This is a genomic window from Streptomyces finlayi, assembly GCF_014216315.1.
In the GTDB taxonomy this organism is placed as follows: domain Bacteria; phylum Actinomycetota; class Actinomycetes; order Streptomycetales; family Streptomycetaceae; genus Streptomyces; species Streptomyces finlayi_A.
In genome coordinates, this window is record NZ_CP045702.1 from 3,762,848 (window position 1) to 3,778,790 (window position 15,943).

Sequence of the window (15,943 nt, forward strand, 5' to 3'; positions counted from 1 at the left end):
CGTGACAGAATGGTGAATCGAGATCACTCACGGTTCATTCATCTCATCCAGCATCCAAGGCGGGGGCTTTGATGGACGCGCGGGACGACGCCCTGACAATCGAGCAGGCGGCCGAGGCGTTCGCGGCGGAAGTTGCCTACTGGCGCGAGGTGCGGGGCCTGGCCAAGCGGGAGTTGGCCCGAAGGATGGCCTTCGATCCGTCCTACGTGAGTCATGTCGAGTCGGGCCGGCACAAGCCGACGGAGGACTTCGCCCGCCGCGCGGAGGAGACCCTGAACGCGGGCAAGGCCATCTGGAAGCGCTGGCTGGACTTCGAGACGGCCAAGGCCCGCACGTCACCATCGGCGGCTGTCCCGGCTCCCCGCAGGGTTGAGCAGCCGTACGCGACCGGCTCGGCGATCGTCGTCGAGCACGACGCTGCCCGCCTGGACTACGACGGCCGTCTCTACCGGCTGACGATGCGCCGCCTGCTGCGGAACACCGGCAGCGAGCCGATCACCCGCTACCTGATCCGCATCAGCGTCGACCGCTACCCGGGCGAGCCGGAACGGTCCAACGCACACTGCCGCGAACACCCCCTGACCTGGGGCGAACTGGCTCTCACCGCGACCTGCCGTGGTGAGACGATGCGCTGGCAGACCAAGCACGACCGCGACGCTTTCAAAGAAGTGTGGCTGTTGTTCGAGAACGAACAGGGCCGCTTCCCGCTGTACCCGGGCGAGTCGGTGTGGATCGAGTACGCCTACTCGGCGGGCGAGGAGAAGTGGGGCCGCTGGTTCCAGCGTGCCGTCCGCCTGCCTACCGAACATCTGGGGGTCGAACTCGCCTTCCCTGCCGAACTCGACCCCGCAGTGTGGGGCACCGAGACCTCCATGACCGCCGAAGCGGCTCCGCTTCGCACTGCGCCGGTCCAGCGCGAGGAGAGCGGGATGCGTGTCTTCTCCTGGAGCACTTCCGCACCCGCGCTCCATGCCCGCTACCGTCTGGAGTGGCGATTCCGGGCCAGTCCCGAACATGAAGCGAACCAAGGGGAGATCAGGTGATCCAGGTGCGGCCCAGTGAACAGATGCGTGACCTCGGCGTCGTGCAGCGCGGGGCCCCCGTGCTTGCCGAGCGTGCGCGCGTCTTCGACCTGCCGGCCGAGCGCGAGGCGGCCGAGCAGGCCATCGAGCGGCTGTTCTCCTCGATGGAGCGGATCGGGCAGGTCCACCCCTTCGCCAAGGGCATGGGCATCGCGGCGCCCCAGATCGGCATCGGCCGGGCCGCCGCCGTGGTCCAGCCCTCCGACCCCGACGCCCCGGCGATCGTTTTGCTGAACCCCCGCATCACCGAGCGTTCCACTGATGCGGACGAACAGTACGAGGGATGTCTCAGTTTCTTCGACGTCCGCGGCTTGGTGCTCCGACCGCTGCGGATCACCGTGGAGACCACGACGCTGGAGGGCCAGACAGTGACCACCACCTACGAACGCGGACTCGCCCGGCTGGTCCACCACGAGATCGACCACTTGGACGGCCTGCTTTACACCGCGCGCATGGAGACGGGAGTCGCCCCCATCCCCGTCGAGCAGTACCGACAGACTGGGCGCTCGTGGGCCTACGAGCAGTAACGGCCGCCACTGCTTCCGAGCCCACCGCCCTGCGCGTGTCCTGCCGTTTCCGCCTCCCCGCCACCGCCGTAGTGGCTGCTCGCCCTCGGGGCGTTCTGGGGCAGCGGACCCAAGATGCGTCCGCTGCTCCGGCTCAAGACGCCAAGTAGCGGTCAGCGCTGTCGACGGCGCTGGGCGGCGGGGGGCGTGGGTGCCGCGACGTGCTGGGGGGCTCGTCCCTGGTGCCCGTAGGGTGCGAGCGCCGTCGAGCGCAGGCGGGCTGCTTCGGCGCGGAGGTTGGGTGCGGGGTTGCGGCTGGTGTGCTGGATGCGGGTGATCAGGGCGCGGGCGGGGCTGTGAGCGCTGCCGAGTTCGCGGCGGGCGGCGGCTTCCTTGAGGAGCTGGTGGGGTTGGTGGCCGCTGGCTTCGGCGTCGGCGAGGACAGTGGCGAGGGCAGGCCAGGCGGGGTCGGTGAGGATCCGGTCGGCGTGTTCGGGAACGGCGGTGCGTACGTCGTTGGCCAGGGTGTGACGGGTCTCCTGCTTGGGGTGGCGGGTTTCGAGCTCGGTGAGCGTCGGGGCGAGTGCGGTGTCGGCTGCTGCCTGGAGGTGCTGGATGACTTGGCGGGCAGCGTCGGCCTGGTGGGCGTGGCCCTTGGCGTCGTGCCAGCGTGCGGCGAGGACGGTGGCCCAGACGAGTGCGGCGGTCAAGGCGGCGAGGGCGCTGCCGTCGGGGCCGGTGGTGGCGCCGGCGATGTCGCGGGCCGCCGTCCGCAGGGCGTGGGCGGCCTGGTGGTCGGCGCGGGTCTGGGAGCGTTGGGCGCGGGCGAAAGCCTGGCTGGCAGAGTGCAGTTCGGCCTGGAGGTGGGTGGGGGCTTTCTGGGCGGTGGCTTCGAGGAGGTCGCCGAGGGCGGTGATGTGGGCCTGGGCGTGGGTGGTGTCGGCCATGTCGGCGTGGAGCATGTCGAGAGCGTCGGTGGCCTGGTGCCACGGGGTGGTGGGGTGGTTGCGGCGGGCGGTGGGGTGCTCCTCCGGTGCCGTGGTCTCCAGCCGTGCCTTGAGCTTGGGGAGGGTGAGGTCCGGGGCGATCTTTCCGCCGGGGTGGTAGATCTGCTCACCGGCCTTGTTCACGTCGCCGGGCCGGCCGACGGCATAGCCGAGGAGGTCTCCGGACGGGCCGCGGCGGGGCTTGACCAAGATGTCGTCGGCTTCGAGGTAGGCGAGCAGTTCCTCGACGCTCCTCGCGTGCGGGATGGCTGCGCGGATGCGGTTCTGGAGCCATGCGCGGCTGGTCTGCTCCCAGCCGAGGCGCTCAGCCTTGTGCATCTCAGCCTGCGTGGGGCGCTGGGCGGCGGTGCGATCACCCTTCTTCAACTGCCGCAGCCCGTAGTCCTTCTCGATCTTTCGGCATTCGTCGCCGACGCGGACACCGCTGTCGTGGAGTTTGGGGCGGCGGCCGTCATCGCGGACGGTGGTGGCGAGGATGTGGATGTGGTCGTCGGCGTGGCGTACGGCGATCCACCGGCAGCCCAGGTCATCACCGGCCGGCGCGATGCCGGCTGCGTGGACGATGCGCTGGGCGATCTCGCCCCACTCGACATCGGAGAGGTCGCGGTCCTCGGGCGCGGCACGCACGGGGCAGTGCCAGACATGGTCGATGACGGGTTTACCGAACTCGCTGTTGCGCAGGTCCACGGGCTCGTCGAGGTGGCGGGCGAGCTGGGTGAGGGTGACGTCCTGGTCGCGGCCGGGGTCGGGCATGCCGAGCATCGCGAAGCCGGCGACGAGGTGGGGGTCGAGGTGTTCGTCGTGGCGTCCGGGCCCGTAGAGGTAGGCGAGCAGGCCACGGGTGTTGGACCCGGCCGGTTTGATGGCGGCGATCACGCGGACAGGTCCTTCGTCGGTTCGGCGGGCTCACACAGGGCCTCGGCGATCAGGGCGAGCAGGCGGTGGAGTTCGTCGAGGCGCCGGCGGATGTCGGGCGGGGTGTAGTCGCTGTTGACGGCTCGGGCGATCTGGTTGATGTTGACGCCGGTGCGGTTGAGCTCACGCAGCACCTGGGAACGGAACATGTGGGTGCGGCGCCGGTCCTCGGACAGCGGCAGATTCGCAGTGAACCGACCGGATACGAAGGCCAGGACGACATCGGCGGCAAACCCTGATCCGCCCTTGTAGCCGTGCTCGGCGTCAGCTCCCTGGAGCTGGGCATGCTCCTCACCGGTGAACCGCAAAGGACCGACGCGGACGGTTCGCTTGGTGCCGGTGAAGCGGCGAATCGCAGGCTGGACGCCCTGCACCGCTCGCTCACCGGCCGCCGACTCGGCGGCGGGTGCGGGGCGGAGGATCTGCTGCTGGGAGGCGTGGAGTATGTCCTGGTCGGGGCCGCCCTCGGCCCCGCCCTCCCAGTCCGGCGCCCCCTGGCGCCAGGCCGTCTCCGCCACCCCCGGGGCGGAGACCCCCGAAGACCGGCCACGAGTCGGACTCGGGGTACTACTGGCTCCGCCAGGAGCAGCCCGTCCGAATGCCCGACGCAAACGTTTCGCCAGCGTAGGCGACTTCGTCAGCCGCGAGGAGTCATCGAGAGGACCCTCAGGGTGGTGCGGGTCATACGCCATGGGAGGTGCCTCCGAAGCAGGGCGACAATTTCTGCGTGGTGGGGTGGCCGCCCGCCCACAGGTGAGGGCGGGCGGCCAGGTGGCGAGGGAAGGGATCGTCTGGCCGATGGGTGGAAGGGCCCAGCGGCCAGACGGTCAGCCGTTGTCCGGTGGGGTGCGGGTAGCGGGGTCTCGAAGGACGGCCATCACCTCGGTCAGCCGTTTGCCGCTGATCGTGTGGCCCTTGGCTCGTACGGCCTGCTCGACACCTCACGCGTCAGCGTGCCTTTCTCTGCTGCAGCGATTCGCCCGATCTCGACGAGCTCCTCGACCGTTGCGCTGGCCGGACGACCGCCCCGTGTTTTGACCACCGGATCCGGCTTCGACGCCGGCGCCTGGGCGGAAGTGAGCTTCGGCCGCTCAGCGGTTTCTCCGCGGTGAGCGGAATTGCTGGCAAGCGGTTCCGGCGCTTGGTCGAACGCGGTCTGCGCTTCTTCGCCGGGCTGGTCGACAAGCCCGTGGACCTGTCGCATCAGGACGCCGAAGGCAAGCAGGGCAGCGGCCGGGGGTACGGCCGCGACCACGTAGTCCAGGAGAGGCACGGGCCCGGAAGTGGCCGTACCGCTGACTCCGGCCACGTTGAGCGCGATGGAGCCGACCGAGCCGGTTGCCGTGAGGGTGATGGCCCAGCCATCGGTTACTCGGCGCAGTCCCGCACGGAGCATCAGGAGTTCACCGGCGACGATGAACGCGTCCAGGGTCGCCGGCCAGGCCCATTGGCGGGTAGGTGAGTTGCTCAGTCCGTGCTGCCCGGCGACTTCGGCGAGGTGCGCGTAGGACAGCCAGAATCCGCCGGTGGTGAGAAGCACGATGACGACTCCGGCAGCTGCGAGCGCGTACCGCTCGGTGGCCTGCTTGGTCATGCCCGACCTCCTTCCGCTGTATCGGCAAGGTCTGGAGCAGCGCTGTCCCGGGGCGTGGTGAGGTGCATAAGGGGTTCTCCGAGGGCGAGGCGCTTACGCTGCCCCCTCTTCAAGGAGGGGGCAGCGCGTAGGCGCCGGCGTATGTATGCGCCGTTCGATGGCGCGTAAGCGTTTGACCTGCTGTTTTCTAAGATTCGTGGGCGTCGGAGGCGGTGCGTAGGCGCCTTCGGCCGTTCAGCGCGCGTACGGCGTCGCGTACGGGGGATGCCGGGTCAGGACACGGCGGTGATGTGGCGGGAGGTGGCCTTCCATCGGGTGGCCTGGCCTCCTCCGGTGCCGCCGCCTGCCCCGGTTTCCTGAATGGCGTGGCCGCTCTTGGTAAGGGCCTCCAGGCGTCGCCTCGCCCTGGCAATGTCCGCCGTGCTGGGTTTGTTCTCGCCGGTGATCTGGGTGGAGAGCTCGCGGGCGGTAAGCCCACCGGAGCCCGTCTGCCGCAGCAGAGTCAGCGGGTCGAGACTGGTGTCGACGCGGGAGGTGCCACGGGGGTGGTCGTGGATGACCGGCAGCGGGCCGATCTCGTCGTCAACGGTCTTGAGGTGGTGGAGGTGAACCACCGGGTCGCCCGCCGCACCGCTGAGGAAGAGGACACTCCCCGCGCCTGCGGTGTACCAGGCCGAGCCGTAGACCTGGTCCAGGACGGGGCGCTGGGTGCGTGAGACATCGGGGCCCTGCTTGCGCTGGTGGTGCAGTTCGAGGAGTTCGACCCCGTCACGCAGGAGCTGCTGGCGGGCGTTGTTGTAGGCGAGTCCGGCCTCGTCGTCGGTGAGCTTGCCGACGACGTCCTTGAGGCTGTCGATGACCACGGTGTCTGCCCCGTGCTCGGCGGCCAGCTCTGCGAGGAGCTGGGGCTCGGTGTTCAACGAGGCGGGCAGCGGCCCCGACCAGAAGACCAGGCGTCGACGCAGGACGTCCCGGTCGGCTTGGTGCACGACGCGAGTGAAGGCGCGGGCGAGCTGGCTGGGCCGGTCCGCGGCGATGTAGAGGACCTTCTCGCCCTCGCGTACCGGCATGTCCAGCACCTGAGCGATCAGGCCGAGGCGAGCGAGGACGATCTGCTGGGCGATCGTGGACTTCCCGACGCCCGGCGGTCCGACGAGCATCAGGCTTTCCCCCGAGGCCCAGGCTGCTTTCCCCGGCGTGCCCCATACGGGTTCGGTGGTGGCCTGAGTGTCGGCGACGAAGGACCAGCCGTCCACGGCGTATCGCTGGAGCCGTCCGGCCGAGCTGCGTCGGGCGCGATCGGCGGCCTCGCTCAGCGATGTCGCCAGCAGGCTCCGCACCTCGGCCGGGTCGGCGCCTGGCGCGGTGGCACCCTGAAGCACGCGGATCGCCGTGGATTGCAGCATCCGGAGGTCGGCGTGATGGCGCACGATATCCGCGTAGTACTCGGCTCCGGAGCCCGCCACGGCAGCTGATGCGAGGGTGTGCAGGTAGGGGGCGCCTCCGACACGGGCGAGGTCCCCGTGGGACCGCAGATGGTGAGCGAGCGCGATCGGGTCTGCGGGCGCTCCCTGCTGTCGCAGTTCCAGTAGGGCGTGCCAGATCGTCGTGTGCGCCGGCCGGTAGAAATCGCCAGGCTCCAGTGCCTGGCGGACCTCGTCGATGACGGCTGCCTGATACATGCAGGCCCCCAGCACGGCTGCTTCGGCTTCGACGTCGTGCGACGGAGTGGACTGCATGCCGAAGGTGTCCACCGGGGTGAGGTCAGCCGATGGTGCTTGCCACTGCGGGGTCGTACCCTGGGGCACAGAGCTTCCTTGTCTCGGGCCGATACGGACTGGCAGGTCCCGGCGCCGGGTGGATCGTTTTGGGCGGTCGTCTTGGGAGTCGCTGCGGCCTTGGTGCTCCAACACCGGGGCCGCTTCTCTGTATGGGCTTCAGGCAGCCTTCTCGTACCGCGATCCAGTCAGCAGGTCGGCCAGTCGCGCCGCACTGTGCGGACTGATCGTCGTGGTGAATCCGGCGCAGACGCGTCGCAGGGCCTGGGCCCGGGCTTCCTCCTGTCGTGCGGCTCGGGTCGTCATGGGGGCGGTCAGCGCTGTGGTCGCCTCGGGCAGCAGGCGCACGGGCAGCTCCTTGCGGGCGGTGCGGGAATGGCAGTCCTCGCACCGCATGAGGTCGTCGGGCGGTCGGTTGCATCGCGCTGCTCCAGACGCTCCAACGCCTGGGGGCCGCGCGTGCCGCGCTCACGGACGACTGGCAGGTCGTCCGCACGTGACGCCCTCAGTTTCTGGAGAATCGCCGGTTGGGCTAACCGGCGTTCTCGTGCATAATGCGCCCCCGCCCGGCCCCGTCCCCGGCCTCAGAGCTGGTTCTGCTCGACGTCGATGCGGCCCCAGTCGAAGACTCCGCTCGGCTTGCTCGACGCGTCGATGATCACCCCGGAGAACAGGAAGCGCAGTACCGCGTTGCGCCGCTCGTCCGTCATCTCGTCGGCCTCCCAGGCAGCTCGGGCCCCTGGTCCTGTCAGCCCGCTCAGCAGCTTCACCGGACGTATGACCATCCGCCGCTGTGCCTTGGCGATCCGGTCGGTGATCTCCTTGCGCATCACCCGGTACTCCGCCGTGGAGATCTCCTTGGCTGTCCACATCTGATTGAGTTCGGCGAGCTGCTCCTGGTCCGCCTCCACCGCCCCTGTCAGGGAGTTCGGTGGTGTGGCCGAAGCAAGCTTTCCGGAGACGGCGAGCCGTCCCAGCAGGTCGATAGCGGCCTCGGTGACGAACTCCTCCAGCTTCACGGCGGCGATACGGCGGACGCACTTCTTCTCGTCGTTACGGCTCTTGCGCGTGCACAGGTACGAGGGCACGGCGCCGACCTTGGTGCCGGACATGAGGGTGCCGCAGCGCTTGCACATGACCAGTCCGCGCAGCAGGTAGAAGCGGCGCAGTTCCAGGTTGGTCTGGTGGATCGCGGACCGGTATTCGCGACGGGTACGTGCCTCGGCCCAGGTGCCGGCGTCGATGACGGCAGGCCACTTTCCAGGGCCGACCTCCTCGCCCTGGTGCATGCGGATGCCGGCGACGTGGCGGGAATCGAGCAGGGCTCGGACGGTGCCTTGGGTCCACTCCTTGCCGTACACCGTCTTGATGCCGCGCTTGTGGAGGACGAGGGCGATGGCGACCGGACTCTGGCCCTTGAGGTAGCGATCGAAGACCTCGCGAACGACCTCCGCCTCTTCTTCCCTGATGGTCATGCCGTCGGGCTCGTACCCGAACCGCCGCTTGCCCGAGTGGGGCATGCCCGTCTCGGCCCGCTCGGCCAGCGCGGATTTCAGCCGCCGTGAGGTGTCGTCCGACGAACGGCAGGCGTGGGCGACCTCGATGCGGAGAATGAAGCGGTCGTCGGGGTCGGAGAGGTTCCGGCGGTTCGCCTCGCCGTGCAGGACGATCGCGTGCTCGTCGGAGACCTGGAGGAGCTCCTCCAGGTCACGTGGCTGCCGCATGAGCCGGTCGGGGTGATACGCGATGACGTGCCGGAACTCGCGGCGCCGGGCGCGTTCGAGGAGCTGGTCCCAGCCGGGGCGCTTGCGGTTGCGGCGCCAGGCGGAGCGGCTGTTGTCGACGAAGACGTGGGCGGGGTCGATGACCAGGCCGCGCCGCTCGGCGATCTCGCGGCAGATACGCTCCTGTCGGTCGACGCCGGTCTGGTCGTCATCGTCGGCCTGGGATATTCGGCAGTACAGGGCGGCCGGTTCACCTGGGGTGATGGTCGGCTCTGGGTGCTTGGCACGGGGCATGACACCGATGGTATGAGCAAGGCTTGGGCTCGCCGAACTTCCGGCACCCGGTGACGCTCGCCAAGGACCTCATCACGCTCGACGACGTCTCCGGCGGGCGCTTCACCCTCGGCATCGGCGCGGGCGGCAACGGCTTCGACTCCACGACGCTGCGCCGGTCCGACGAGGCTCCATGGACGCCGCGCGAACGAGCCGACCACTTCGACGAGTTCGTGCCGCTCCTCGACCAGCTGCTGCGTGAGCCGTCGGTCTCGTACGAGGGCGAGTTCTACACGGCCGACGAGGCCCGGAACATCCCCGGCTGCGTGCAGCGCCCCCGGCTTCCCTTCGCGGTCGCCGCCACCGGCCCGCGCGGGCAGAGGCTCGCCGCACGGTACGGCCAGGGGTGGGTGACCACCGGTGACCCGAAACTGTTCGAGGCGGGGACGCCGGAACAGTCCGTCGACGCCATGCGTCGGCAACTCGACGGGCTCCGGGCGGCAGGCGCCGCGGTCGGCCGGGACACCGACGACCTGGACAAGGTCCTCCTCACCGGCTTCACCCCGGACCGCCCACTGGACTCCTTCGACGCGTTCGTGGACTTCGCGGGCACGCACTTCGGGCTGGGGTTCACCGAGATCGTGATCCACTGGCCGGTTCCCGGCTCGGACTTCGCCGCCGACGAGAAGGTCTTCGAGCGCATCGCCACCGAAGGGCTGGCGCAGCTCCGCTGAACTGCCGGTTCCCTGTCCCGGGGCACATGCCACTGACATGTCCCGCTGCTCAGCGGCGTGTGCCTCTCACATGGGCGCCCCTGTGCACACCCGTGCGCTCCCGTACGGGAGAATGTCGCCGTGACCTCAGCTATCGACTCGCCTCTGCCTGCCGTAACCCGGCTGATCGCCACCGACCTGGACGGCACCCTGCTGCGCGACGACAAGACCCTGTCGGACCGCACGGTCGCAGCCCTCGCGGCGGCCGAGGAGGCAGGGATCGAGGTCTTCTTCGTCACGGGCCGTCCCGCTCGGTGGATGAGCGTCGTCAGCGACCACGTCCACGGTCACGGCATGGCGATCTGCGCCAACGGGGCCGCCGTCGTCGATCTGCGGGCCGACGGCACGCCGCTCGTGGTCCGGCCGCTGGAGCGGGATGCCGCCCTCGCGGCGGTCCGCACGCTGCGCGAGGTGGCCCCGGGCACCTCCTTCGCCGTCGAGTTCACCACCGGCATCCACTACGAACCGGCCTACCCGCCGTTCCACCTGGACCCCGGTGCCACCGTCGCCACCGCCGAGAAGTTGCTCCGGGCGGACTCGCCGGGCTCCGGCGCCCCGGTGCTCAAGCTTCTGGCCCACCATGCCGAACTGGCCCCCGACGCGTTCCTCGCGCTGGCCCGAGGCGCCGCCGGTGTGCTGGCCTCCATCACCCGGTCCAGCCCCACGGCGCTCCTGGAGATCAGCGGGTCGGATGTCTCCAAGGCCAGCACGCTCGCGCTCTGCTGCGCCGATCGGGGCATCAGCCAGGCCGAGGTCGTCGCCTTCGGCGACATGCCCAACGACGTGGAGATGCTGGGATGGGCGGGCGCCTCGTTCGCGATGGGCAACGCCCATCCCGACGCGCTGGACGCCGCTTCCGGCCGGACGCTCACGAACAACGAGGACGGCGTGGCCGTCGTCATCGAACGGATTCTGGCCCTCCGCTGACCAGCCTCACCTCGCTGGGCCGACTTCCCTGCGGGCCGTCCTCACAGAGGCGCCTCCCACACCACCGTCGCCCCGCCCCCACCCCCGTCCTCTCCGATCCCGGGGCCGAACCAGCTCGTGCCGCCCAGCGACTCCGCCCGGCGGGCCAGGTTGCGCAGACCACTGCGCCGCCCGCCCTCCGGAATGCCCACCCCGTCGTCCGCGACCGAGAGGCGTACCCCTTCGCGCCCGTCCGGCAGCGTGACGGTCGCGTCGACGACCACGTCGATCAGGGAGGCACCGGCATGGCGGAACGCGTTGGACAGTGCCTCGCGCAGGGCCGCGATGAGGTTCTTCCCCGTGCGTTCGCCCACGAGTGAATCGACCGCGCCGACGAAGTGGTGCGACGGCTTGAAGCCCAACGGCACCGCGGCCATGTTGATCTCCCGCAGGACGCGCGTACGCAGTCCCGAAGGCACCTCGGCCGGTTCCTGCTGTAGTGCGAAGATGGCCGTCCTGATCTCCTGGATCGTCACGTCCAGCTCGTCGACGGCCCGTCCGACTCCGGTTCGCACCTCGGGTACGACGGACCCGCGCTGAGCGCTCTCCAGCATCATTCCGGTGGCGAACAGCCTTTGGATGACGAGGTCGTGGAGGTCACGGGCGATCCGGTCCCGGTCCTCGTACACCGCGAGCCGTTCACGGTCGCGCTGCGCCTCGGCCATCATCAGCGCGAGTGCGGCCTGCGAGGCGAACTGAGTGGCGAGTGTCCTCTCGGACTCCGTGAAGGGGCGTGCCCCCGGGCCGCGCGGCGTAGCGAGCGCACCGAGGACCCGGCCGCCGCTGTGCAGGGGCAGCAGCATGCTCGGGCCGAACCGGCCGGCCAGTCCGGTGGTCATGCGCGCGTCGGAGGCCGAGTCCTCCACGAAGACGGCCTGGCCGTCGAGGAGTGCGGCCACGACGGTGCTCTCCGCCGGAATGATGACGCCCAGCGAGTCGGACGGGTCCTCGGCGTCGACCGCGACGATCTCCAGCCCGCCCTCCGCCGTCGGCAGCAGCACCATCCCCGCCGCCGCGTCGGCGAGTCGACGGGCCTGTTCCGCGACGACCGACAGCGCGTCGTCGGCGTGACCGCCGGACAGGAGCGCGGTCGTGACGGCCACCGATCCGTCGATCCACCGCTCGCGCTGCCGCGCCGCCTCGTACAGCCGGGCGTTGCCGATGGCGATCCCGGCCTCGGTGGCGAGCACCCGGACCATGTGCAGGTCGTAGTCGCTGAACTCCGTCCCACCGTGCTTCCCCGCCAGGTAGAGATTGCCGAAGATCTCGCCCTGGACGCGGATCGGCACCCCGAGGAACGTACGCATCGGTGGGTGGCCCGGCGGAAATCCGGCGGACCGGGGGTCGGCGGTCAGGTCGGCCGGCCTGAGCGGTACGGAGTCGTGGATCAGCGCCCACAGGAGGCCCTTGTGTCCGTCGGGCCGGTGTCCGATCTCCCGGGCCACGTCCGCCGGTACGCCGTAGGTGACGAAGTCGGACAGCCCCTCTCCGGTGGCGTCGACGACACCGATGGCCGCATAGCGGGCACCGGCGAGTTCGGCAGCCGTCTCGCAGATGCGGTCCAGGGTGGAGTGCAGTTCCAGGCCCGTACCGACCGAGCGCATGGCCTCCAGCAGCTGCGGGACGCGGGCGGTGAGTTCGGTGGAAAGATCCTGCAGGCTGCGCGTGGCCCGGGTCGCGGCTTCGAGTGGGTCCTTCGGGTCCGGCTCTGCCATACAGTGAGCCTAATTAGTCCTATTTGCCATGGAAAGTCGGGTGGGTCCGTGCCGGCCCGCCCGGACGCCCTCCGTCAGACGGGCACGCTCTCCCGCTCGCGCTCCAGCATCCGGAGCAAGGGCCCGTCCACCCCCGTGAGATCGGCGTACGCACCGCGCTGCACCACGCGGCCCGCGTCCAGCACGAGCACCTCGTCCACGGCGTCGAGTCCCTCCAGGCGGTGCGTGATCAGGACGGTCGTACGGCCTTCGGTGGCCGCCAGCAGGTCCGCCGTCAGCGCGTCGGCCGTCGCCAGATCGAGGTGCTCCGCCGGCTCGTCCAGGACGAGTACGGGGAAGTCGGCGAGGAGCGCGCGGGCGAGCGCGAGCCGCTGCCGCTGGCCGCCGGAGAGCCGGGCGCCGTGTTCACCCACCAGGGTGTCGAGCCCGTCGGGCAGGGCATCGGCCCAGTCCAGCAGGCGGGCCCGCGCGAGAGCGTCCCGCAGCTCGCCGTCCGTCGCTCCGGTACGGGCGAGGCGCAGGTTCTCACGTACGGAGCTGTCGAAGACATGGGCGTCCTGGGCACACAGCCCCACGTACGTACGGACGGTGTCGCCGTCCAGTGCTTCCGCCTCGACACCGCCGATCCGGTACGTCCCGGCCCGCGCGTCCAGGAAGCGGAGCAGGACCTGGGCGAGCGTCGACTTGCCCGAGCCCGAGGCACCGACCACGGCGATGCGCCTGCCGGGGACGAGCGTCAGATCGACGGACTCGAGGGCGTCCCGCGACGCTCCCGCGTACCGGGCGGACAGTCCCCGTACCTCCAGCGGGAACGGCGAACCGGGCGCGGCGGCGGGTGTGACGGGCTCCCGTACCGGCACCGGGGCGTCCAGGACCTCGTACACACGCTCCGCGCTCCGCTTCACACGCCCTCGGTACTGCACGGCGAGCGGCAGCCCCGTCACCGCCTCGAAGGCGGCCAGCGGCGTCAGCACCACCACCGCGAGCGCCACGCCCGCCAGCCGCCCGTCGTACACCGCCGGAAGCGCGACGAGTGCCGCGCCGACCACCGTGAGGCCGCAGACCAAGGCGGAGAGCCCGCCGCCGAGCGCGGTCGCGGTCGCCGCGCGGGAGGCGATACGGGTGAGGTCGGCATCCGCCTCGCGCACCTGCCGCCCACGGGCGGGAAGCGCACCGGCGACCGTCAGCTCGGCCGTCCCGGTGAGCAGATCGGTGACCCTGGTGGCCAGCGTGGCCCGCGCGGGCGCCAGTTGACGCTCCACGCGCCGGGCACACGCACCGCTGACCAGCGGCACGCCCACCCCGGCCAGCAGCAGACCGACGGCGAGAACGGCACCCGCCTCCGGGAGCAGCCAGCCGGTGAATCCGACGGCCGCCGTGCCCACGACGACCGCGGTACCGACGGGCAGCAGCCAGCGCAGCCAGTAGTCCTGCAGCGCGTCCACATCGGCCACGAGACGTGACAACAGGTCACCGCGCCGCGTCGTACGCAGACCGGCCGGAGCGATCCGCTCCAGCCCCCGGTACACGGCGACCCTCAGCTCCGCGAGCATCCTGAGCACCGCGTCGTGCGAGACGAGGCGCTCGGCGTACCGGAAGACCGCGCGGCCGATGCCGAAGGCGCGGGTCGCGGTGACGGCGACCATCAGGTAGAGCACCGGCGGCTGTTCCGACGCGCGCGAGATCAGCCACCCCGACACGGCCATCAGCCCGACGGCCGAGCCCACGGCGAGGCTGCCGAGCAGCAGGGCCAGACCCAGTTTCCTGTGCTGCGCACCGGCGGCCTCCCTGACCCGGGACAGGACGTGCCCCGCCCCGGGGGCGGTGTCCTTGAGCACGCCGTCGGACACCTCCTCGGACACCTCGGTCAGAGAGGGTTCGCCGGGCCGCGGCACAGGCGGGCGCCCGGTCTCCACGTCCTGGACCACCGCCGCGCCGGTCCGGGCGTCCCGCCGCTCCAGCGTCACCACCCGGTCGGCGACCGACAGCAGCGCCGGACGGTGTACGACGAGGAGCACCGTCCGGCCCGCCGCCAGCCGCCCTACCGCCTCGACGATCCCGGCCTCCGTCTCCCCGTCGAGGCTCGCGGTCGGCTCGTCGAGCAGGAGAAGGGGCCGGTCGGCGAGGAACGCGCGGGCCAGGGCGAGGCGCTGCCGCTGCCCCGCCGAGAGCCCGGCGCCGTCCTCGCCGAGCTGTGTCAGCGCTCCCTGCGGGAGGTCCGCGACGAAGCCGGCCGCTCCCGCGTCACGCAGCGCCGCCGCCACCGCCGCGTCGTCCGCGTCCGGACGGGCCAGGCGAACGTTCTCGGCGATCGTGCCGGCGAAGAGATGCGGGCGCTGAGGCACCCAGGCGATCCGTTCGCGCCAGCGTTCCGGGGAGAGCTCGGCCAGATCGGTCCCGCCGACCCGTACGTGTCCCTCGTCGGGTGCCGAGAAGCCCAGCACCACCTGAAGGAGCGTGGACTTGCCGACTCCGCTGGCTCCGACGAGGGCGACGGTCTCCCCCGGCTCCACCACCAGGGACGCGCCGTCCAGTGACGGTTCGCTGCGGCCCGCGTGGCGGACTGTCACCCCGTCGAGCTCCAGCCTGGTCATCGCGGGGACGTCCCGCGTGCCGGCTGCCCGGGGTTCGGTCTCCAGCACCGCGAAGATCTCCTCCGCGGCCGAGAGCCCTTCGGCGGCCGCGTGGTACTGCGCCCCGACCTGCCGGATGGGCAGATACGCCTCCGGCGCCAGGATGAGGATCACCAGACCGGTGTAGAGGTCCAGTTCGCCGTGGACGAGCCGCATACCGATGGTCACGGCGACGAGGGCCACCGACAGGGTCGCCAGGAGTTCCAGGGCGAACGACGAGAGAAACGCGATCCGCAGGGTCCGCAGGGTGGCCTGCCGGTACTCCGAGGTGATGCCGCGGATCGACTCGGCCTGCGCCTTGGCGCGCCCGAAGACCTTCAGCGTCGGCAGGCCGGCGACCACGTCGAGGAAGTGACCCGAGAGCCGGGAGAGCAGCCTCCACTGTCGGTCCATCCGGGACTGGGTGGCCCAGCCGATCAGAATCATGAAGAGCGGGATGAGGGGCAGCGTGACCACGATGATCGCGGCGGAGACCCAGTCCTCCGTGACGATCCTCGCCAGGACCGCGAGCGGAACGACCACCGCGAGCCCCAGCTGCGGCAGATAGCGCGCGAAGTAGTCGTCCAGCGCGTCCACGCCCCGGGTGGCGAGCGCCACCAGGGAGCCGGTGCGCTGACCGCTCAGCCAGTCGGGGCCGAGCTGCCCGGCCCGCTGCATGAGCCGGCCGCGCAGCTCGGACTTGACCGCCGCACCGGCCCGGTACGCGGCCAGTTCGGTGAGCCAGGCCACCACGGCCCGGCCCACCGCGACAGCGGCGAGCAGCAGCAGGGGGGTGCGGAGCCCGGAGAGGGACAGCCCCTCCTCGAACCCGCCCACCACCACTTCGGCGATGAGCATCGCCTGGGCGACCACCAGCGCCGCCCCGACGAGCCCGAGTGCCACCACGGCAGCCAGGAAGAGGCGGGTGGCCCGGGCGTACCGGAGCAGACGCGGGTCGATCGGTTTCACGTGAAACAGCCCCCAGAGAGCTCGCTGCG

11 protein-coding genes and 1 pseudogene are annotated in these 15,943 nt (G+C 70.8%); 4 read left to right on the forward strand and 8 right to left on the reverse strand.

Annotation, left to right across the window (positions count from 1 at the left end; all coding sequences use genetic code 11):
- Positions 1-71: 71 nt before the first annotated feature.
- The gene (locus F0344_RS17430) at positions 72-1,043 is read left to right on the forward strand and encodes a helix-turn-helix domain-containing protein (protein WP_185299663.1); all 972 of its coding nucleotides are present in this window, start codon (positions 72-74) and stop codon (positions 1,041-1,043) included.
- Positions 1,040-1,609, forward strand: coding sequence for a peptide deformylase (locus F0344_RS17435; protein WP_185299664.1), 570 nt, complete (start codon positions 1,040-1,042; stop codon positions 1,607-1,609). Before F0344_RS17430 ends, F0344_RS17435 begins: the two co-directional genes overlap by 4 nt.
- A gap of 152 nt (positions 1,610-1,761) precedes the next feature.
- On the opposite strand, the gene F0344_RS17440 is transcribed toward F0344_RS17435, so the two are convergent.
- The 6 genes from F0344_RS17440 to F0344_RS17465 form a co-directional block, all read right to left on the reverse strand.
- Positions 1,762-3,471, reverse strand: a complete 1,710-nt coding sequence (locus F0344_RS17440; protein ID WP_185299665.1) for a mobilization protein — start codon at positions 3,469-3,471, stop codon at positions 1,762-1,764.
- Complete coding sequence (locus tag F0344_RS17445) at positions 3,468-4,028, reverse strand: MobC family plasmid mobilization relaxosome protein (RefSeq protein WP_185299666.1); 561 nt, start codon at positions 4,026-4,028, stop codon at positions 3,468-3,470. The genes F0344_RS17440 and F0344_RS17445 overlap by 4 nt, the downstream gene beginning before the upstream one ends.
- A 368-nt stretch (positions 4,029-4,396) precedes the next feature.
- Positions 4,397-5,104 carry a DUF2637 domain-containing protein gene (locus F0344_RS17450; RefSeq protein ID WP_308460977.1) on the reverse strand — a complete coding sequence of 236 codons (708 nt, stop codon included), beginning with the start codon at positions 5,102-5,104 and terminating at the stop codon, positions 4,397-4,399.
- Between the two features lie 272 nt (positions 5,105-5,376).
- Positions 5,377-6,912: a DnaB-like helicase N-terminal domain-containing protein gene (locus F0344_RS17455; RefSeq protein WP_258049984.1), complete on the reverse strand. Its 1,536-nt coding sequence runs from the start codon at positions 6,910-6,912 to the stop codon at positions 5,377-5,379.
- A 129-nt stretch (positions 6,913-7,041) separates the two neighbouring features.
- A complete protein-coding gene (locus F0344_RS17460; RefSeq protein WP_185299667.1) occupies positions 7,042-7,230 on the reverse strand; it encodes a hypothetical protein in 189 nt (62 codons plus the stop codon).
- 236 nt (positions 7,231-7,466) lie between these two features.
- A complete protein-coding gene (locus F0344_RS17465) occupies positions 7,467-8,900 on the reverse strand; it encodes a recombinase family protein (protein WP_185299668.1) in 1,434 nt (477 codons plus the stop codon).
- Between the two features lie 29 nt (positions 8,901-8,929).
- Here F0344_RS17465 and F0344_RS17470 point away from each other — a divergent pair.
- Positions 8,930-9,613, forward strand: a pseudogene (locus F0344_RS17470) (LLM class flavin-dependent oxidoreductase); the annotation flags it as partial.
- 120 nt (positions 9,614-9,733) lie between these two features.
- The gene (locus tag F0344_RS17475; protein ID WP_185299669.1) at positions 9,734-10,579 is read left to right on the forward strand and encodes an HAD hydrolase family protein; all 846 of its coding nucleotides are present in this window, start codon (positions 9,734-9,736) and stop codon (positions 10,577-10,579) included.
- Positions 10,580-10,620: 41 nt separating this feature from the next.
- Here the strand turns inward: F0344_RS17475 and F0344_RS17480 are convergent, their stop codons facing one another.
- Positions 10,621-12,333 carry a sensor histidine kinase gene (locus tag F0344_RS17480; protein WP_185299670.1) on the reverse strand — a complete coding sequence of 571 codons (1,713 nt, stop codon included), beginning with the start codon at positions 12,331-12,333 and terminating at the stop codon, positions 10,621-10,623.
- A 74-nt stretch (positions 12,334-12,407) separates the two neighbouring features.
- On the reverse strand, positions 12,408-15,914 hold the full coding sequence (gene cydD, locus F0344_RS17485) for a thiol reductant ABC exporter subunit CydD (protein ID WP_185299671.1): 3,507 nt from the start codon (positions 15,912-15,914) through the stop codon (positions 12,408-12,410).
- Between the last annotated feature and the right edge of the window lie 29 nt (positions 15,915-15,943).